Source organism: Novosphingobium sp. BL-S-24 (assembly GCF_055521575.1).
Genome location: NZ_CM145488.1, coordinates 2,371,369 through 2,391,331 on the forward strand (window position 1 = coordinate 2,371,369; position 19,963 = coordinate 2,391,331).

Here is a 19,963-nt window from a genome sequence, read left to right on the forward strand (position 1 = left end):
CCACGGGCGCATGATCGTCTCCCCCATCTTCGCCGGAAAACGCTACGCAGTCCTCGGCCTGGCACGTTCGGGCTTGGCGACGGTCGCCACGCTGGTGAAAAGCGGCGCTCACGTCATGGCGTGGGACAGCCGGGACGAGGCGCGACAGTCCCTGGCGGAATGGACCGACATCGGGCAGGTGGAACTTGCCGACCCGACCACGGCTGATCTGACCGGGTACGATGGCATCGTCGTTTCGCCCGGCATCCCGCTCAACCGCCACCCGATCGCGGAAGCCGCGGCGCGGGGCGGGGTGCCGGTGATCGGCGATATCGAGTTGTTCGCCCTTGCTCGCCCAGACCTTCCTCGTCACCGGGTGGTCGGCATTACCGGCACCAACGGTAAGTCCACCACGACATCGCTGGTCCACCACCTGCTCGAATGTTCGGGGATAGCCGCTCGGGTTGGTGGCAACATCGGCGTGCCTGTTCTTGGCGAGGAACCTATGCCCGCAGGCGGGGTCTACGTTCTGGAACTGTCGAGCTACCAGATCGACCTGATGAGCAGCCTCGATTGCGATGTGGCGGCATTGCTGAATATCACGCCCGACCATCTTGACCGATATGACGGCTTTGCCGCTTATGCAGCATCGAAGCAGCGGCTGTTCGAAATGCAGGGCAGCACCAGCCACGCTGTGTTCGGCACCAAGGATCGCGAAACGCGGGCCATTGCCCATATCGAGGCTGCGCGCCGGGCGCCCGGTTATGTACGGATGGTGGACGGCGCCGATCTTGCTCTGCTGCAGAAAGAGTGGCCGTCACTGCAAGGGCCGCACAACCTCCAGAATGCCGCTGTCGCGGTCGCGATCGTCGAAGCGCTTGGCGTCAAGAAGGCGCAGTGGCGCAAGCATCTGCGCACGTTCAGCGGTCTGCCCCACCGCATGGAGCGCATCGCCGAAGCGAACGGCGTCCTCTACATCAACGACAGCAAAGCGACCAATCCGGCGTCCGCTGCGCCCGCTATCGCCGCTTTTCCGCCTGATCCCGAGCCTCGGCTGCACTGGATTCTTGGTGGCCTGCCCAAGGGTGACGATCTGGCCGAGTGCGAACCGTTCTTCGGCAACATCGCGACGGCTTACACGATCGGCGATGCGGGGCCGCGCTTTGCGGAAATTCTCGCGCCGCACACGGAAGTCCACCGCTCTGAAATGATGGCCGAGGCGATCCGCGAAGCGATGGCGAAGGCCAAGCCCGGCGATGTCGTGATGCTGTCCCCCGCGTGTGCGAGTTTCGACCAGTTTCGCGACTATGAAGCGCGCGGGCAGGCTTTCCGGCAGATTGTCGAGGCGCTGCTTGGTATTGGCGATGATGCGAAGGACATTTCCTGATGGCCACCGCTGCTCCCAATCCAATGAACGCCGCCTCCCAACGCTACAACCGCAACCGCCGCAGCCAGCTTGCGATCTGGTGGCAGGAGATTGACCGCCCAACCCTGGTGCTGGTCCTGATCCTGATGGCCATCGGCGCGATCGCCGTGGCGGCAGGGTCACCGGCCAGTGCGCGCCGGCTATCCACATCATCCGACAAACTGTCGCAGTTGCACTTCTTCTATCTTCACATGCGCTGGCAGATCATCGGATTGGTAGCGATGTTCTGGGCATCGACGCGGACGAAGGACAGCGCGCGGAGGATTGGCATTCTGCTGGCTGCGGCCATGCTGTTCGCCCTCGTGCTGGTCCCGATCGTCGGATCGGAAGTGAACGGGGCGAAGCGATGGCTGCGCTTCGGCATTTCGCTGCAGCCTTCCGAATTTCTGAAATGCGGCTTCCCGATTCTGCTGGCGTGGATCCTTTCGTGGAGAGCGCGGGATCCCAATATCCCGGTCGTGGGGATCTGCTTCGGTTTGATGGGTCTGCTCGGCGCGCTGTTGATGCTGCAACCTGATTTTGGGTCTACTATGCTGTTTTCCGGCGCATTTCTGGTGCTGATCCTGCTGTCGGGGATCGACCTGAAACGCATCGGGATGTTTTTTGCAGCTGGCCTCGCCGGTCTCGTCCTGATGTATTTCACATACGACAATGGCCGCAATCGCATCGACAACTTTCTGTTCGGCGGCACTGCGTTCGATCAGGTGGACTTGGCCCAACGCACTATTCTCAATGGAGGATGGACCGGTCTGGGCTTCTGGATGGGCACCCGCAAACTGGCCCTGCCGGAAGCGCACACCGACTATATTTTCTCCGTAATTGGGGAAGAGTTCGGCCTTCTTGCCTGCATGGTCATCGTCATCGTCTATCTGGCGATCCTGACGCGCGTGATCATGCGGCTTGTGGAGGAAGAAGATCTTTTCACGGTCCTCGCTGCGTCCGGTTTTGCCGCCCAGTTCGGTGGGCAGGCGTTCATCAACATTCTGGTAAACCTGCAGTTGTTCCCGTCGAAAGGCATGACCTTGCCGCTGATCAGCTATGGTGGCTCGTCTACGGTGGCGATGTGCCTTAGCATGGGCTTGCTGCTGGCCGTTACCCGGCGCAACCCGTTCATCAAGCGCGAGAAGTTTTCGCTGCGCGCTATTGGAGATACCTGATGAGTCTGGTTTCCCGCCACTATGTCCTTGCCGCGGGCGGGACCGGCGGACACCTTATCCCCGCTTTCGCGCTGGCCGCCGAACTTCATGCGCGTGGCCATCACGTTGCGTTGGTGACGGACGAGCGTGGCGCGGCGATTCCCGGCAAGCCAGAATACCTCACGACCCATGTGCTACCGCCCGGACGCATCGCGGGAAAAAATCCGGTCGGCTGGATCAAGGGAATGCTTGGCGTTGTCGAAGGTCGGCGGATGGCGCTGCGTCTGTTCGACACATTCCGGCCTTCTGCTGTGATCGGCTTCGGGGGGTATCCCGCGTTGCCGACGTTGCTGGCGGCCCGTTCGGCGCGGTTGCCCACGGTGCTTCACGAACAGAACGCGGTATTGGGCCGCGTGAACCGCTATTTCGCCAAGCGGGTTGACGCCATCGCGACGTCCAGCAGCAAGACGGATCGACTTGCGTCCGGGCTTGAGGCGAAAGTCACGCTTGTCGGCAATCCGGTGCGCGACAACGTGCTCGCCCTGCGCGATCAGCCTTTTCCCGAGTTTTCAGAAGACAGCCTGCTGCGCATCCTGGTGACCGGCGGGAGCCAAGGCGCGCGCGTGCTGTCAGAAGTCGTGCCTGATGGGCTGGCGATGCTGCCCCCTGCGTTGCGGTCGCGGCTTCAGGTGATCCAGCAGTGCCGGGCAGAGGACATCGACGCCGTCCGGGCCCGCTATGCGGGCCACGGCATCCCGGCCGAACTGGCTACCTATTTCGAAAACATGGCGGAACGCCTTGCCGGTGCACATCTGTTCATCGGCCGCGCGGGTGCTTCGACGATCGCGGAACTGACCGCCGTTGGACGCCCGGCCATTCTAGTGCCTCTGCCAATCGCGACCGACGATCATCAGGCCGCCAACACGCGCGAAATCGTGGCCGCAGGTGGCGCACGCGCCATCCGCCAGGAGGCATTCACCGCGAGTACGCTCGCCAAACAGATACAAGCTATGGCCCAGCATCCCGAAACCCTTGCCAATGCGGCCCACGCTGCGTGGAATTGCGGCTATCCCAACGCGGCTCGGGATCTGGCGGACCTTGTTGAGACATTCGGTCAGGCACCGATCATGGACGTGATCCGAGTGGAGAAATCCCCCGCTCCCAAAACTGGCGGCGAAGCCCTCGCGCGGAAGGTGGCGCGGTGAAGGGCGTCGGCACGGAAATCGGGACGATCCACTTCGTCGGCATTGGCGGGATCGGCATGTCCGGCATTGCCGAGGTCATGAACAACCTTGGCTATTCGGTGCAGGGTTCGGACATCGCCGAAAGCTATGTCGTCGAAGGACTGCGGCAGCGCGGGATCAAGGTCATGATCGGCCATGCGGCCCAGAACGTCGAAGGCGCGGCGGTCGTCGTCACGTCGACGGCGGTAAAGCGCGACAATCCTGAAGTCGTCTATGCGCTGGAACACCGCATTCCCGTGGTGCGCCGTGCCGAAATGCTGGCGGAATTGATGCGACTGAAGAACACGGTCGCCGTCGCAGGAACGCATGGCAAGACGACGACGACCTCGATGGTCGCTGCGCTGCTCGATGCGGGCGGCGTTGACCCGACCGTCATCAACGGGGGCATTATCAACTCCTACGGGTCCAACGCCCGCCTCGGCGCGTCCGACTGGATGGTGGTGGAAGCCGATGAGAGCGACGGTTCCTTCCTGCGGCTGGACGGTACGATCGCCATCGTCACCAATATCGATCCCGAACATCTCGATCACTACGGGTCGTTCGAACGCATCAAGGACTCCTTCGTGGAGTTCATCGAGAACGTGCCGTTCTACGGCGCGGCGATGTTGTGCATCGACCACCCCGAAGTGCAGGCCATCATCCCCAAAGTCCGGGATCGGCGGGTCGTGACCTACGGCTTTTCCGCCCAGGCCGACATTCGGGGCGAGAACGTGACGCCGATCACCGGCGGCAACCGCTTCGATGTGGCGCTGCGCCAGCGAGACGGGACGTTCCGCCGGATCGAGGGGATCGAACTGCCGATGCCGGGCCGTCACAATGTGCAGAATGCGCTGGCTGCGGTGGGCGTGGCAGTCGAAATGGGGTGCTCTGACACCTGCATTCAGTCCGGTTTCTCCAAATTCCGGGGCGTGAAGCGGCGTTTCACCAATGTCGGCGAGGTCGCGCTGGACGGCGGCGCGGTGACTGTGATCGATGACTATGGTCACCACCCGGTTGAAATCCGCGCCGTGCTGGCTGCGGCCCGCGAAGGGGTGAAGGGCCGAGTAATTGCCGTGGTGCAGCCGCATCGTTTCACGCGTCTTCGCGATCACATGGATGACTTCCAGGCCGCCTTCAACGACGCCGACGTAGTCTATGCCGCGCCGGTCTACCCGGCGGGCGAGCAGCCGATCGACGGCGTCGACAGCGCCGAGATGGTCGCCGGCATGAAAGCGCGTGGACATCGTTCGGCGCAAGTGATTGATGGCCCTGACGATCTTGCGGCCACGCTGGCCGACAGCGTTCAGGCGGGCGACATGGTCGTCTGCCTTGGCGCGGGTGACATCACCAAATGGGCGGCGGGTCTGGCCGAAGCGATCAGGGTGCGGAGAGCGGCGTGATCGCCTCGATCGACCTTCCTTCCGTACGCGGCAAGCTGACCTCGGACGCACCGCTGGCCCCCCTCGTCTGGTTCAAGACGGGTGGGCAGGCACAATGGCTGTTCGAGCCGAAGGACATGGCAGACCTGCAGGACTTCCTGCGCGATCTGGATTCGCACGTGCCCGTCATGGCGCTGGGCCTCGGATCCAACCTGATCGTTCGCGATGGGGGCGTGCAGGGGGTTGTAATCCGGCTGGGCAAGCCGTTCGCCAAAGTTGCCAAGGTCGATGATGTCACGCTCGATTGCGGCGGCGGTGCCAGCGGCATTCTTGTGTCCTCTACCGCGCGAGACAGTGGCATCGCGGGCGTCGAATTTCTGCGCTCCATACCCGGCACCGTGGGCGGCTTCGTGCGCATGAATGGCGGGGCATACGGCGGGGAGGTCAAGGACGTCCTGATCGATTGCGATGTGGTGATGCGCGATGGGTCGCTGCGTACGCTCACGAACTCGGAGCTCGGCTATACGTACCGCCACTCCGAACTCCCTGAAGGCGCGGTGGTCGTCGCCGCTCGCTTCAAGGGGCGTCCCGGCGAACCGGCCACTATTCAGGCGGAAATGGACCGCATCTCGGCTTCGCGCGAAGCCAGTCAGCCGCTGCGCTCGAAGACCGGCGGCTCGACCTTCAAGAACCCTGACGGCCACAGGGCATGGCAACTGGTGGATGAAGCCGGGTGCCGGGGCTTGGTCAACGGCGGCGCTCAGGTAAGCGAAAAGCACACGAACTTCCTGCTCAACACCGGGGCGGCGACCAGCACCCAGATCGAGGAACTCGGCGAGGAAGTACGCCGCCGGGTAAAGGCGCGTTCGGGCATCGATCTTGAGTGGGAAATCCAGCGTGTCGGGCTTAAGGCGGCATCGTCATGAGCGATGAACCGCTGACCCGTTACGAACGCCAGATCATCGACAATGTCGAGGAGTTCGGCTGCCACATCACCGTCGTCGCGCCGTCCGACGACGAACTCGATGACGAGTTCGCGGATGAGGATGACGACGAGGAACGCTTCGCCTATTCCACCGGCTTCGCCAAGACCGTTGACCAGCCGGAAGTCATCGTTTTCGGCTTTTCGACCGAACTCTCGGCGGCCGTCATCAATGGCGTACTGGATCTGTGCCGCGACGGATTGGTGATGGAGGACTGGACAGAAGTCGATGGGCTGTTGAAAGGGCACCGTTGCGTCCTGCGCGAAGTCGAGCCGGACTGCCTGGTTCCGCACTATTTCAACACCGCCATCTGGTTTGCCGAGAATGAGATGCAAACCGACTTTACCCGCGCACTGCAGATCGTCTGGCCCGGCGCAGACGATGGCCTGTTCCCTTGGGACAAAGGCTGTTCCGATGCCGTACGTGACATGCAGACCCCGCTTTACAGAACGAGTTTGAATTCATGAGCCTGCCTACCCTTCACGTCGCGGTCCTGATGGGCGGCTGGTCCAGCGAACGCCCCGTGTCACTGATGAGCGGCGAAGGCGTGGCGAAGGCCCTGGAGAGCAAAGGGCACAAAGTCACGCGCATCGACATGGGCCGTGATGTTGCCCTGCGGCTGGCAGACGCAAAGCCCGATGTGGTGTTCAACGCCCTTCACGGCACGCCCGGAGAGGACGGCACGGTTCAGGGTATGATGGACCTGATGGGCCTGACCTACACCCACTCCGGCCTCGCCACTTCGGTGATTGCCATCGACAAGGAACTGACCAAGCAGGCATTGGTCCCCCATGGCATCCCCATGCCGGGCGGTCGCGTGGTGAAGTGCGTCGATATTCACGAGCGCGATCCGCTGCCCCGACCTTATGTGCTGAAGCCGGTGAACGAGGGGTCGTCGGTCGGTGTGGCGATCGTCACGAACGAGGGCAATTACGGCAACCCGATCGCCGCCGACGCCAAGGGGCCTTGGCAGGAATTCGATGAACTGCTGGCCGAACCGTATATCCGGGGTCGAGAGTTGACGACGGCCGTCATCGGTGATCGCGCGCTGCTGGTCACCGAATTGAAGCCGAAGTCCGGGTTCTACGACTTCGATTCCAAATACACCGACGGGCTGACCGAACACGTCTGCCCCGCAGAAGTACCCGACGAGATCACTCAGGCCTGCAAGGACCTGGCGCTGCGATCGCACCAGCTGCTTGGCTGCAAGGGTACCAGCCGATCCGACTTCCGCTGGGATGACACGCAGGGCATCGAGGGCCTGTTCCTTCTCGAAGTGAACACGCAGCCTGGCATGACTCCACTTAGCCTGGTGCCCGAACAGGCGCGCGCCTGCGGCATGGAATATCCCGAACTGGTAGAGGCGATCATCGCCGAAGCGCTCGCCGATGCCCGCGCGTCCATCGCCCCGGCCGAAACCTCATGAGCCAGACGATCCGGCGCAAGGGCACTACCGCCCGCAAGGCCGCCGCCGCGCAGGGGCAGCAGCGCAAGGCTCGCGCGGCGAAGGCGCGCACCGGATCAGCGCTGGACATGGTGATGGGCTGGCTGCCGTTCAGCGAAGCCCAGCTTCAGAAGATATTCCTGATACTGATCCTGGCCGGCGCGGCGGCGCTGGTCTGCGTGGTCGCATCGTTCGCCGGGTTGCCGACCCTCGCCAACAAGCAGATGGCGCTGATCGCCGGGCAGACCGGGTTCGAGGTGAAGCGTGTCGAAGTGCGCGGCGTCAAGAACATCAACGAACTGAAAGTCTACGAAAAAGCCCTCGCCGAACGCGACCGCGCCATGCCGCTGGTCGATATCGACGGATTGCGGCAGGATCTTCTCGGCCTTTCGTGGGTCAAGGACGCGCGCGTCTCACGCCAATTGCCCGACACACTGGTGATCGACATCGTCGAGCGCGAACCCCATGCGGTCTTGCGCAAGGAAGATCGTTTCGCCCTGATCGACGAGACGGGCCATGAACTCGAAGCGATCAGCCGCAAGCAGGCAGGGGGGCGCCTGATCGTCTCCGGTCCGGGGGCGGGTCAGCAGGTGACGGTGCTGGGCAAGCTGCTCGATGCCGCGCCCGCATTGAAGCCGCGCGTTCAGGAGGCGGAGTGGATCGGCAATCGCCGATGGAACCTGACGTTCCGTTCCGGCCAGGTCCTGGCGTTGCCGGAAGGCGACCGTGAATCAGCAGGGGCGTTGGTCACGTTTGCTCGGCTTGATGGCACTAACCGCTTGCTGGGTGGCAAGGTCACCGCGTTCGACATGCGCGCGAAAGACCGCATCTATCTCCGCGTACCCGAACAGGAGGGGCAGGAGCTGGCGCTGAAAGCAGGGGCGGTGCCGCATACCGCCGCTGCTGAAACAACGGAAGCAGGGGACCAGTGATGAGGGGCAATCACTAATGGCACAGCGCATAACCCGCGTGTTCGGCGCGGTGAATATCGGCTCGTTCCGCATTTCAGCGATCGTGGCGGGCATCAACGAAGTGGGCGACATGGTTGTCCTCGGCTCGGGGCACCGCGCCAGCCAGGGCATCAAGCGCGGCTATGTGACGGACATGACCGCCGCGACCTATGCCGTGCGCGACGCCATCGACCGGGCGGAAAAGATGGCCGACACCGCCGTCCAGAAAGTCTGGATCGGCTGTTCGGGCGCGGGCCTCGCCAGCCGCATAGATCAGTTCGACGCGGAGATCGGTGGCCGCCGGATCGAGCAGGAGGATATCGACCAGCTGCTCATCTCCGCCAAGGAAGTGATCCAGCCGGACGGCCGCATGGTGCTTCATGCCCAGCCCGCGCAGTACCGGCTCGATGGCGCCCACGGTGTCGGCAATCCCAAGGGGCTTCATGCCGAACGGCTTGGCGTCGATATTCACATCATGCTGGCTGACGGCGCGCCGATCCGAAACCTGACGGAAGCGGTGCAGAGCGCGCACCTTGAAGTGGAAGCCGTCGTCGGCTCGCCCATCGCCGCTGGACACGCCTGCCTCTCGCCCGAAGAGCGTGACCTTGGCGTTGCTCTCGTCGAATTCGGCGGCGAAGTAACCAACGTCGCCATCTACGAGCAGGGGATGCTGAAAGACATGATGTCGATCCCGATGGGTTCGGCCGACATCACCGATGCCATCGCGTCGGCCTTTGGCATTCGCCGCTTTCAGGCCGAGCGCCTCAAGTGCGTGAACGGATCGGCGATTGCGAACCCGACCGATCACCGCGAGATGATCCCGGTCAACGCGCCCGGCGAAGAAGGCACTGGCCCGATCGCGCGCCATGCGGACGACAAGAACCGCATCCCGCGCGCCGAACTGATCGGCGTGATCACTGGCCAGCTTGGGTCGCTGATGGAAGAGATCAACCGCGCGCTCAAGACGATGCGCTTTACCGGCCAGCGCGGCAAGCAGGTGGTCTTTACCGGCGGCGGCGCGGAGTTGGTGGGTCTCGCGGACTATGCGCAGGCCGCCATCGGCAAGCCAGTGCGGATCGGCCGCGTTCCGCAGCTTTCCGGGCTGGCGGAGGCGCACGTGAAACCGGGCTTTTCCACGCTGGCCGGGCTGGTCCTGTATGCTGCTGCCGACCCCGTGGACATACGCGCCCTGCGCCGGGGCCAATCGCGCACCGTGAAGCTCGGAGGCCTGGGCGTGGTGGGCCGGGTGTACCAGGCCATGCGCGAGTATTTCTGAGCGTGAGCCAAGTCATGAAGCCCAGCCGTGCAAAGTTGACGACGGAACTTCAAAAACCGGTGAAGTTGGCGGCTTTGGCTGTGGACAAAGGTTTATGATGCTTTGCTTCAACGAATCGAAGCGTGCAATCAACGTGGTCAAGGTATTTTCTTCGCGCACGTGCCTGCCAGGAGAGCGAAATGAGCATTAACATTGGACCGCCGGCGATCGAAGAACTTCGCCCGCGCATCGTTGTCATCGGGGTGGGCGGCGCCGGCGGCAACGCCATCGCCAACATGATCCAGGCGCAGATCGAAGGTGTCGATTTCGTCGTCGCCAATACCGACGCGCAGGCGCTGAACAATTCGATCGCCGAAACGCGGATCCAGTTGGGGCCGGACATCACTCAGGGCCTCGGCGCCGGTGCGCGCCCGGAAGTGGGCCGCGCGGCAGCGGAAGAAACGCTGGAGGAACTGGAGCGCCTGCTTGATGGCGTGCACATGGTCTTCATTGCGGCGGGCATGGGTGGTGGCACCGGCACGGGTGCGGCTCCGATCATCGCCGAAGCGGCTCGCGCCAAGGGTGTGCTGACCGTGGGCGTCGTCTCCAAGCCCTTTATGTTTGAAGGCACGCGCCGCATGCGTGCGGCTGATGCCGGTATCGAAGAACTGCAGAAGCACGTCGATACGCTGATCGTCATTCCGAACCAGAACCTGTTCCTGGTGGCGAAGGCGGAAACGACCTTCAAGGAAGCGTTTTCGCTGGCGGACGAAGTCCTGCAGCAGGGCGTTCGTTCGATCACTGACCTGATGATCATGCCCGGCCTCATCAACCTCGACTTTGCGGACGTCCGCTCGGTCATGGGCGAAATGGGTAAGGCGATGATGGGTACGGGTGAGGGAGAAGGCCCGAACCGTGCGCTGGAAGCAGCCGAACGCGCCATCGCCAACCCGTTGCTCGATGGCGTGTCGATGCAGGGCGCAAAGGGCGTGATCATCTCGATCATCGGCGGCGACGACATGAAACTGCTCGAAGTCGACGAAGCGGCGAACCACATCCGCGAACTGGTCGATCCCGATGCGAACATCATCTGGGGTTCGGCGTTCAACCCGGACCTGCAGGGCAAGATCCGCGTATCGGTGGTCGCTACCGGCATAGAGCAAACGACCGAAATGGCGGAAATCGCTTCGCGTCCGCTGAATCTCGGTTCTTCGCGCGGGCCGGTGCGCCCGGCGGTGCAGTCCCCGTCGCCATCGACCTATCAGGCATCGCCGGCACCTGTCGCGCCGCCCGTTTCAGCGCCCGAGTCAGCGTCGTTCACATCGCCGTCGAATGCTTACGAGCCCTCGGCTGAACTGGAACTCGGCGCAGCTGATGAAGCGCCTGAGGCGCTGAACGGCCTCGGTGGTCTCAAGGGTCTGCGCAGTTCGCAGAGTGAGCCGCTGGATCTCAGCACGGAAGCTGACACGCAGTCGCCTTCGCCTGCCCCGGCAGCGTCGGCTCCGGTTGCCGCTCCCCGCGCACGTCCGCAGGATGAACTGCGCCTGGATGCGGGACACCCCTCGCAGCCTGTCGCTCAGCCCGCAGCGCAATCGCGTCCCAAGCCCGCAGCCGCTGGTGGCAGCACGCTGTTTGAGCGGATGACCAGTCTCTCGCGTCCCAAGCCCGGTGGCGAGCAAGCCCCGGCTGATGATGACGGTGAGGGCGGATCCATCAGCATCCCGCGCTTCCTGGGTCGCCAAAACAATCAGTAGTACAAGTGCCGACAGGAGGTTCGTGCCTTCTGTCGGTATTCGACGTCGCTGATGATGGTTTGCCGCGCGCGGAACGGCTGTAGACCATGTTCGCCGGAGGTTCATCCGCGATACCCCAGTCAGCAGACGCGCGATACAATCGTCGCGTTTGCGATGGGACGATTTTCCCATCATGGCTCTGCTAGTGGCTGAGGATGATAAAGGATTTGCGGGTGAAGCGGTTGGTTGCGGGGGGAATGACCGGCAGGACAGTTGCCGTTCTGGCGTTCGCCGGACTGGCCTCTGTACCTTCAATCGCCCAAGCCGCCCCGGAAGTGTCGCGTCCCGTAGTGCAAGCGTTGCCGAGTGCAGACAGCAAGCGGCTCAGTTCGGCGCTGGCCACTCTAGGCCGTAATCCCCGTGACGTTGCCGCTCTGATCGAAGCGGGCGACGCCGCCCGCGCCATGCAGGATTACGCCGCCGCGATCGGCTTCTACCGTCGCGCTGACGAAGCAAGTCCGGGCAATGCGCGGGTCAAGGCGGGGATGGGCAGTGCTTTCGTTCTGAGCGGTGATCCGGTCAGCGCTATCCCGTTGTTCGATGCCGCCGAGCAGGCTGGCGCGACCCCGGCGTTGATCGCTTCGGATCGCGGCTTGGCCTATGATCTAGTCGGCGATGGCCGGCTGGCTCAGCGGTACTATTCACTCGCGCTGCCCTCGGCCAGCGGCGCGGCGGCGGATGAATTGCGGATTCGGTTGGCGGTCAGCCAGGCCATCAGTGGCGATGCCGATGCCGCATACTCGACGCTCCTCCCGTTGCTGAACAAGCAGGATAAGCCCGGCTGGCGTACCCGCGCGTTCACGCTGGCGATCGCCGGCCAGACGGGTGAAGCCGTGGACCTTGCTCAAAAGATCCTCCCGGTTCAGCTTGCTGAGAGTATTGCGCCGTACTTGCGCTATATGCCGCGTTTGACGCGGGCGCAGCAGGCTGCCGCGGCAAATTTAGGCCGGTTTCCTCGTGCATCGGAAGTCGGCAGGGATGACGCCCGGATCGCTGCTTACGCGCCGCCTCGCTTAGGGGCTGCTGGCAGCGGGTTGATCCCTAAAGGCGAACCATTGGGTGGTGGCACGTCGAGGGGAGCAAAGGACCGCACAAAAGACCGCTCTGCGCGGGTGCGAGGGCGTCCGGCGCAAACCGCAGTGGCATCTTCGCTGGGGCAACCCTCTGTCCCGTCTCCTTCGCGTGGGCTTGCTTTGGCGGCTGCCGATCCGGACCGGGTCGCGCCGCCTGAGGTCCGGCCGACCATCGAGCGTGAAGGCGGCGAACTGCCGCCGATCGGGCGCAGCGTGGATACGCCATCGGAAATCAGCGCACCCAAGCCGTTGCTGGCGCCTAATCCGGGCAGGGCGCTTGCTCCAACACCGACTCCGGTGCGAGCCGCTGCGGCGAATCCAGCGCTGGCCACACATGGATCGGGTAGTTTCGATTTGGCAAGTGTCGGCACAGCGGCGCGGGCAAATCCCGGTTCGTCCCGACCAGAAGCCTCTGCGCCAGTAACCGCGCCCGCCCCCACCCCCCAACCAGCGAGCATTGCGCCCACGACGCCCTCCACACCGTCGCTGTCCCTGCCAACGGGCGCGTTGCTTGCCTCTGCTTCAGCGCCTGCGCCGAGCCATCCATCACTCGATGCGATATTCGCTGATATCGGCAAGCCTACGATCGTGGTCGCCCCCGCTCCGGGCGCTGTTGATATTCGATTGATCAAGGCCGCACCGCCACCACTGGCTGCCTCTACAGGCAAACTGGAGCTGCCCAAAGTTGCGGAAGCGTCCGTAGCAGATACCAGGGGGAAGGCAGCGCCGGCCAAGTCGGATGAAAAGCCGGTCGATGCAAAGACCGCGAAGTCAAAAGTTGCCGATGCCAAAACAAAGGCTGCGGAGGCCAAAGCTGCTGCAGACGCCAAAGCAAAAGCAAAGAAGCCAATCCCACCCGCACACCCCAGCCGCATGTGGGTGCAGATTGGCGTGGGCCGGGACAAGGATGCCATCGCTTTCGACTGGCGGCGATACAATCGTCAGGCGCCGGCGCTGCTGAAAGGGCAAAAGGCCCACCTCACGGAAATGGGGCGGACCAACCGGGTTCTCGTCGGTCCTTTCCCAACCCAGAAGGCTGCGAACACGTTCATCCAGGATGCCAGGAAGCAGGGATTGTCCGACGCCATTCCCTGGAGCAGCCCGGCGGGGCAGGTCGTCGATCCGCTCTAGTCGAGTGGATTGAAGCCGCTCCGTCTTTGGGGTTCCAGATAAACTTGCGTTAACGCCCGTTCATTCTTATCCACACGCTGTAAACAGGCTTGTGCAGTTATGCGCAGGCGATCACCCATGCCGGATTGTGCTTTGCCCCCGACAGGAAGCATCCATGCAGGCCATTCCCGGAGGGTTGATGTCACAGATTATGAGGACGGTTCACGACGATATCGACCGTGATGATGACGGAGCGGCGCCCGTGGAAATGCTGGCATCGCTGTTCGAAGCGCGCGATTGGCCTTTTGAGTACACCGGAGAGGACGAGATTTCGGCCGAGGTGAAGGGCGCCTGGGCCAGCTATCAGATACAGGGGATCTGGCGTGCGGAAGATCACGTTCTCCAACTTCTCTGCTTGCCGGACATCCGCATCGCGGAAGCGAAGCGGGCCGCCGTTCACGAAGCACTTGCCCTTATCAACGAGCAGCTTTGGCTGGGGCATTTTGACGTATGGTCGAACGGCGGGGTCGTCCTCTATCGTCACGGCCTGATGCTGGGGCCGGATGGGCTCCTCGGCCCGGGGCAGGCGCAGATGGTGGTGGAAGCCGCGATCGAGGAGTGCGATCGCTTCTACCCGGTTTTCCAGTTCATCCTGTGGGGTGACAAAACGCCCACTGAGGCACTGGCCGCCGCCATGGTGGATGCCGCAGGAGAGGCCTGACTTTCGGCCAGCTTGGCGCACGACGCGTATATCAAGGAATCAAAGATGGACCGGTTTGGCAAAATTCTGCTGGTTGGTTGCGGTAATATGGCAGGAGCCATGCTGACGGGCTGGCTTGCAGGCGGCATCGCGGCAGACTGCTTTACGGTAGCTGATCCCTATCGCGATGCCGTGCCGGATGGGGTCACTCTACTGCGTGAAATTCCGGCGAACGGCAGGTTCGACGCGGTGATGCTGGGCGTGAAGCCGCAAGGCCTCGATGATGTGGTCGATGCTGTCGCGCCGCTGATCGGTGCTGATACGGTGCTGATGTCAATCCTGGCTGGGGTGGAGTTTGATAGCCTGGCTGCCCGGTTCCCCTTGGCGAGCGCGATGGTGCGTATCATGCCGAATCTGGCGGCTGCGATCGGCAAATCTCCCGTCGCTCTGGACTCGCGCGGTCTGGACGAGGATGGCCGTGCGGCGGTGACCGAGCTGATGGAGCCACTGGGCACACCGGAATGGCTGGCGAGCGAGGATCTGTTCGATGCCGTCACCGCGCTTGCGGGTTGCGGACCGGCCTTCGTCTATCGCTTCATCGATTCGCTCGCGGCGGGGGCAGCGGCATTGGGCCTTGAGGAAGGTCAGTCGCGGCGGCTGGCATTGGCCATGGTTGAGGGCGCGGCGACACTGGCGCAGACATCTCCACTCTCACCCGGAGAACTTGCGGATAAAGTCGCCAGCCCGGGTGGTTCGACCCGGGCAGGCCTGGATTCACTGGATGACCGGCACGCACTGGCGGGGGTAATCTGCAAGGCCATGACGGCCTCGCGCGATCGTAATGCGCAAATGGCGGCCGAGGCCCGAAAGTCCTGAGCGACGACTGCCAACGCTTATACACTTTGTCACAAAGCGGATGCCTCGGTTTCCCTTGAAGTTTGCTTGGCGTAGAGCGATATTCCTCTTGTGCGGGACCGCATTGTGCTGGTTTCCCGCGAAAGGGAGTTAGAAATGGCGAATTGGAACGACCCCCAGCCCCGCACGGGCTTCGGTGCGTCTCCGAGCCTAGACGGGCGTACCGCCGGCCGGACCACCTATGATGCCGGTTTGCGGCGGCATATGCTGTCGATCTACAACTATATGGCCTCTGGCGTGCTGCTGTCGGGCGTTGTGGCGATGCTGTTCGCTCAGTCGGGCCTTGCGCTGCAGATGATGGGCAGCCCGCTGAAATGGCTGGTGATGCTAGCTCCCCTTGGCTTCGTTTTTGCGATCAGCGGCGGCGCACAGCGGTTCAGCGAATCCACGCTGAAGATCCTGTACTGGGCGTTTGCTGCCGTCATGGGCATGTCGCTGTCGACGATCTTCCTGATCTATACCTCGACATCGATCGCCACCACGTTCTTCGCGACAGCGGCGGCGTTTGCCGGTCTCAGCCTCTATGGCTACACCACGAAGAAGGATCTGTCGGGCTTCGGCACATTCCTGATCATGGGCGTGGTCGGCATTCTGATCGCGTCGATCGTTAACATCTTCGTCGGTTCCAGCATGCTGCAACTGGCCATCTCGATCCTGGGCGTGCTGATCTTTGCGGGCTTGACCGCATACGATACGCAGATGCTCAAGAACCAGTATGCGCAACTGCGTGGCACTGAATTCCTTGGCAAGGCAGTCGTGCTCGGTGCGCTCAGCCTGTATCTGGACTTCATCAACATGTTCCAGTTCCTGCTGAGCTTCTTGGGTCAGCGCGACTGATAAGGGCACTATTGACCGTTCGGGTGGGTGATCTTCCCGGATTGGAAAAATAATCCACAGTCCAGAACGCCATAGTTAAGATGCCCGGTGCGGTTCGTCGCTCCGGGCATTTGCTTTATCAGGTCAGCGCGCTAGACCTTCTGGCCGGTTTCAGAGAGTTTACGGGTGAGCGACAAGATGGATAACAGGGCGTGCAAACAGGGCATGCGTCACCGCCTGCCTCTGCTGGCCGGCTCGGCCATCGTCATGCTGCTCTCGACGCTGGCCGGATGCTCCAAGCCACCGCCACCGCCGCCAGCACCGCCGCCGCCAGTCGTCGTCATTCCGCCGATGCCGACTCCGCCCATGGGTGCGCCGCTGCAGATGACCATTCCGCCGGTTGCCGCCGATGGGCAACGCCATACCGTGAATTACGGCATCTCCACCGCGCAGGCGGTATGGAACTTGCGGTCGGGCTATAACGTGGCAGCGCTGACGTGCGGAGAGGCGGAATACCTGCCGATTCTCGATGGGTATAAGCGGTTCCTGAAACTCTACGACAAGTCGCTGGACAAGGCGTCCCTCGAAATCGATCGCAGTTTCCAGACCCAGCACAAGGGACGCGCCGCGATCGTCGCGCGCGAAACCTATCAGACGCAGGTCTACAACTTCTTCTCGCTCCCGATGGTAGACACCGCGTTCTGCAAGGCGGCGATGGAATTGAGCACAGACCTGCTGACCGTTGACCCAACCCAGTTCGAAGCGTTTTCCTACACCGGGTTGGCCAAGCTGGAAGCGCCGTTCAAGGAATTTTTTACCGCTTACGAACAGTATCGTGCGGATCTTGCGGCATGGCAGGCGCGCTATGGCGCTGGCGGCTTGATCACGGTGCGACCTACTGCGGAGCAGACGATGGCCCAGCCTGTCGGGCAGCCAACGGCACAAACGCCTGTGCGGCCCACGACATCGGTCACCTCGTTGCCGCAGCCTGCGCCGGTTCAGGCTGCTCCCGCAACCGCCGCGCAGCCGCAGGCCCAGCAGTTGGTACTGCCCCAGACAACCACCGCGCCTGCTACGCCGACAATTACGTTACCGCCTGCGACCACCCGATAACGCGGTAGACCGGGAGGAATCGGGCAGGAAGCATTTTTGCCCTTTTCCGGCCCGGCTCTCTTCGCTAAGGGGACGCTCCTCATAGTTGCGCCGGGTTCTCTTCGGCCCAGTGCAAGGCGGGATACCGGAACGGGGCCGTAGCTCAGCTGGGAGAGCGCGTCGTTCGCAATGACGAGGTCAGGGGTTCGATCCCCCTCGGCTCCACCAGGTATCTGGCCGAGTATTTGAAGTTGAAGGCATGCCCGGGATAGCCGGGCATCACCCGGCCCGAGACACGGCCGGGTTTTTTGTTTATCTGCGGCAGGTGGCGCGACGTATGCGGCCGGGACCGGTCGCACAAGGCAAGCGCTGCAGCAGCGCCGGAAGCGACGGACCATGCATTTTCTCGACCAGGCCAAGATCTACATTCGCGCAGGTGCCGGTGGCCCCGGGGCGGTCAGTTTCCGTCGCGAGAAATACGTCGAATATGGCGGCCCCGATGGCGGCAACGGCGGCAAGGGCGGTGACATCATCTTCGAAGCGGTCGCCGGGCTGAACACGCTGATCGACTTTCGTTATACCCAGCACTTCAAGGCCCCGCGCGGTGCCCACGGCATGGGCAAGAACCGCAACGGCGCGGCGGGCAAGGATCTGGTCGTCAAGGTACCGGTGGGTACGCAAGTCATCGCCGACGACGAGGATCGTGAAACCGTGCTTGTGGATCTGACCGAGGCGGGCCAGCGCGTGACGCTGATCGAAGGCGGCATGGGCGGACGGGGTAACGCCAGCTACAAGACCAGCACCAACCGCGCGCCGCGCCAGCACCAGCCCGGCATGCCGGCGATCGAGCAGTGGGTCTGGCTTCGGCTCAAGCTGCTGGCCGACGTGGGGCTGGTAGGAATGCCGAATGCCGGCAAATCCACGTTCATCAACAAGCTGTCGAACACCAAGGCGAAAGTGGGCGACTATGCTTTCACGACGCTGCGTCCACAGCTTGGTGTCGTCATGCACAAACATCGTGAGTTCGTGCTGGCCGACATTCCCGGCCTGATCGCGGGTGCGGCGGATGGCGCAGGCATCGGCGATCGGTTCCTCGGCCATATCGAGCGTTGCCGCGTGCTGGTGCACCTCATTGATATTTCCAGCACCGATCCGGTCGAAGCGATGCAGGTCGTGGAGGAAGAATTGGAGGCCTATGGCGGCGGCCTCGAAGGCAAGCCGCGTCTGGTGGCGCTCAACAAGATCGACCTCGTTGATGATGCGCTGGCGGAAGATTACGCGCGCGAACTGATCAAGGCCGGGGCGCATGAGGTGTTTCCGATCTCTGGCGCGACCGGCAAGGGCATGTCGCGTCTGCAGGATGCGATCATCGACTATCTGCCTGCCGCAACCGTGACCGAACGCCCAGAAGGCGAGCGTGAGGAAGCCGACGAGACGCCTTGGTCGCCGCTCTGAAGCACCGATCGGCGCGGGCGTAACGCTTTGCGCCGGTCTGCCGACGCTTCCATGCCACGCGGCTTTACCCTAGAGGCTGGCGCTCTCATGCCCATCACCCGACTCTCCGATCTGTCCGTTACCGCCTTCGCGCCGCGCCTTGTCATCAAGGTGGGGTCCGCGCTGCTTGTCGGGGCTTCCGGCGTCCGGCGGGACTGGCTGAAAGGTCTGGTCGCGGAGATCGCGGAGGCGAGGGCGCGAGGACAGGACGTGATCGTCGTATCATCCGGAGCAATCGCGTTAGGGGCGTCCACCCTCGGGCTTGAAAAGGGCGGGCGAGGCAGCCTTGCCGATGCGCAGGCCAGCGCGGCGGTGGGACAGATTGCCCTTTCCGGCCTATGGGCGCAGCTGTTGGGCGAGTATGGGGTGACGGCAGCGCAGATGCTGCTGACGCTGGAAGACCTGGAAGATCGCCGCCGCTACCTTAACGTGACCGCCACGCTGACGCGCTTGCTCGATGCGGGCGCGGTGCCGGTGATCAACGAGAACGATTCGGTCGCGACCCAGGAAATCCGGTTTGGCGACAACGATCGACTGGCCGCGCGCGTGGCGCAGGCGGCGCAGGCGTCAGCGGTGATCCTGCTGTCGGACATCGACGGGCTTTATGATCGTCACCCCAAAGAGCCGGGCGCGACGATGATCCCGATGGTGGAGGGCGTGACGGCGGCGATCCATGGGATGGCCAGCACCGACTCGAACTCTGGCATGGGCTCCGGCGGCATGGTGTCCAAGCTGCAGGCGGCGGAAATCGCTGAACTGGCAGGCATTTGCCTGGTCATCGGCAACGGTCAGCATGATCGCCCCATTGCCCGGATTTTCGGTGGAGGGGACCAAGGGCAGGGCATCGGGACGCTCTTCGTTCCGCGCCGCAATGCCGGTGCGCGCAAGGCGTGGCTGGGCGGACGCCTGCGGTTGAAAGGCGAACTTATCGTCGACGACGGTGCGGCTGCTGCCTTGCGACGCGGGTCCAGCCTGCTCGCCAAGGGCATTTCTGCCGTTGAAGGGGTATTCGGTCGCGGTGACCCGGTGGCTATCGTCGATACCGAGGGCCACGTACTGGCACATGGCCTGTCCGAATATGATGCTGCCGAATGCGCCGCGATCGTCGGTCTGCATTCGAATGAACAAGAACGGGTGCTCGGCTATGCGCCGCGTTCCTCGGTCGTGCACCGCGACCAGATGGTGATGAAGTGAA

Annotated in this window: 17 protein-coding genes and 1 tRNA gene; all 18 read left to right on the forward strand. The window is 63.1% G+C overall.

Annotated elements, in window-relative coordinates:
- Positions 1–10: 10 nt before the first annotated feature.
- The 18 genes from murD to proB all read left to right on the forward strand — a co-directional run bounded on the left by murD (position 11) and on the right by proB (position 19,962).
- Positions 11–1,366, forward strand: a complete 1,356-nt coding sequence (murD, locus tag ACZ1JM_RS16760) for a UDP-N-acetylmuramoyl-L-alanine--D-glutamate ligase (protein WP_465133484.1) — start codon at positions 11–13, stop codon at positions 1,364–1,366.
- Positions 1,366–2,562, forward strand: a complete 1,197-nt coding sequence (locus tag ACZ1JM_RS16765) for an FtsW/RodA/SpoVE family cell cycle protein (protein WP_465133485.1) — start codon at positions 1,366–1,368, stop codon at positions 2,560–2,562. The genes murD and ACZ1JM_RS16765 overlap by 1 nt, the downstream gene beginning before the upstream one ends.
- Positions 2,562–3,746 carry an undecaprenyldiphospho-muramoylpentapeptide beta-N-acetylglucosaminyltransferase gene (gene murG, locus ACZ1JM_RS16770; RefSeq protein ID WP_465133486.1) on the forward strand — a complete coding sequence of 395 codons (1,185 nt, stop codon included), beginning with the start codon at positions 2,562–2,564 and terminating at the stop codon, positions 3,744–3,746. Before ACZ1JM_RS16765 ends, murG begins: the two co-directional genes overlap by 1 nt.
- On the forward strand, positions 3,743–5,164 hold the full coding sequence (gene murC, locus ACZ1JM_RS16775) for a UDP-N-acetylmuramate--L-alanine ligase (RefSeq protein ID WP_465133487.1): 1,422 nt from the start codon (positions 3,743–3,745) through the stop codon (positions 5,162–5,164). The genes murG and murC overlap by 4 nt, the downstream gene beginning before the upstream one ends.
- Positions 5,116–6,069 (forward strand): UDP-N-acetylmuramate dehydrogenase, encoded by a 954-nt coding sequence (gene murB / locus ACZ1JM_RS16780; protein ID WP_465133488.1) that lies wholly within the window; start codon positions 5,116–5,118, stop codon positions 6,067–6,069. Before murC ends, murB begins: the two co-directional genes overlap by 49 nt.
- Positions 6,066–6,593 carry a DUF4262 domain-containing protein gene (locus ACZ1JM_RS16785; RefSeq protein ID WP_465133489.1) on the forward strand — a complete coding sequence of 176 codons (528 nt, stop codon included), beginning with the start codon at positions 6,066–6,068 and terminating at the stop codon, positions 6,591–6,593. Before murB ends, ACZ1JM_RS16785 begins: the two co-directional genes overlap by 4 nt.
- The gene (locus tag ACZ1JM_RS16790) at positions 6,590–7,552 is read left to right on the forward strand and encodes a D-alanine--D-alanine ligase (protein WP_465133490.1); all 963 of its coding nucleotides are present in this window, start codon (positions 6,590–6,592) and stop codon (positions 7,550–7,552) included. Before ACZ1JM_RS16785 ends, ACZ1JM_RS16790 begins: the two co-directional genes overlap by 4 nt.
- Complete coding sequence (locus ACZ1JM_RS16795) at positions 7,549–8,502, forward strand: cell division protein FtsQ/DivIB (protein WP_465133491.1); 954 nt, start codon at positions 7,549–7,551, stop codon at positions 8,500–8,502. Before ACZ1JM_RS16790 ends, ACZ1JM_RS16795 begins: the two co-directional genes overlap by 4 nt.
- Positions 8,503–8,518: 16 nt before the next feature.
- The gene (gene ftsA / locus ACZ1JM_RS16800; RefSeq protein ID WP_465133492.1) at positions 8,519–9,796 is read left to right on the forward strand and encodes a cell division protein FtsA; all 1,278 of its coding nucleotides are present in this window, start codon (positions 8,519–8,521) and stop codon (positions 9,794–9,796) included.
- A gap of 179 nt (positions 9,797–9,975) precedes the next feature.
- Positions 9,976–11,529, forward strand: coding sequence for a cell division protein FtsZ (ftsZ, locus tag ACZ1JM_RS16805; protein ID WP_465133493.1), 1,554 nt, complete (start codon positions 9,976–9,978; stop codon positions 11,527–11,529).
- Positions 11,530–11,741: 212 nt separating this feature from the next.
- Positions 11,742–13,772: an SPOR domain-containing protein gene (locus ACZ1JM_RS16810; RefSeq protein WP_465133494.1), complete on the forward strand. Its 2,031-nt coding sequence runs from the start codon at positions 11,742–11,744 to the stop codon at positions 13,770–13,772.
- 178 nt (positions 13,773–13,950) lie between these two features.
- The gene (locus ACZ1JM_RS16815) at positions 13,951–14,472 is read left to right on the forward strand and encodes a type III secretion system chaperone family protein (protein WP_465133495.1); all 522 of its coding nucleotides are present in this window, start codon (positions 13,951–13,953) and stop codon (positions 14,470–14,472) included.
- Positions 14,473–14,517: 45 nt separating this feature from the next.
- Positions 14,518–15,327: a pyrroline-5-carboxylate reductase family protein gene (locus tag ACZ1JM_RS16820; protein ID WP_465133496.1), complete on the forward strand. Its 810-nt coding sequence runs from the start codon at positions 14,518–14,520 to the stop codon at positions 15,325–15,327.
- 135 nt (positions 15,328–15,462) lie between these two features.
- Positions 15,463–16,203 carry a Bax inhibitor-1/YccA family protein gene (locus tag ACZ1JM_RS16825; RefSeq protein ID WP_465133497.1) on the forward strand — a complete coding sequence of 247 codons (741 nt, stop codon included), beginning with the start codon at positions 15,463–15,465 and terminating at the stop codon, positions 16,201–16,203.
- Positions 16,204–16,368: 165 nt separating this feature from the next.
- Positions 16,369–17,295: a hypothetical protein gene (locus tag ACZ1JM_RS16830; protein ID WP_465133498.1), complete on the forward strand. Its 927-nt coding sequence runs from the start codon at positions 16,369–16,371 to the stop codon at positions 17,293–17,295.
- A gap of 131 nt (positions 17,296–17,426) precedes the next feature.
- A tRNA-Ala gene (locus ACZ1JM_RS16835) sits at positions 17,427–17,502 on the forward strand.
- Positions 17,503–17,670: 168 nt separating this feature from the next.
- A complete protein-coding gene (gene obgE, locus ACZ1JM_RS16840; RefSeq protein WP_465133499.1) occupies positions 17,671–18,729 on the forward strand; it encodes a GTPase ObgE in 1,059 nt (352 codons plus the stop codon).
- An 87-nt stretch (positions 18,730–18,816) separates the two neighbouring features.
- On the forward strand, positions 18,817–19,962 hold the full coding sequence (gene proB / locus ACZ1JM_RS16845) for a glutamate 5-kinase (protein WP_465133500.1): 1,146 nt from the start codon (positions 18,817–18,819) through the stop codon (positions 19,960–19,962).
- Position 19,963 lies beyond the last annotated feature (1 nt).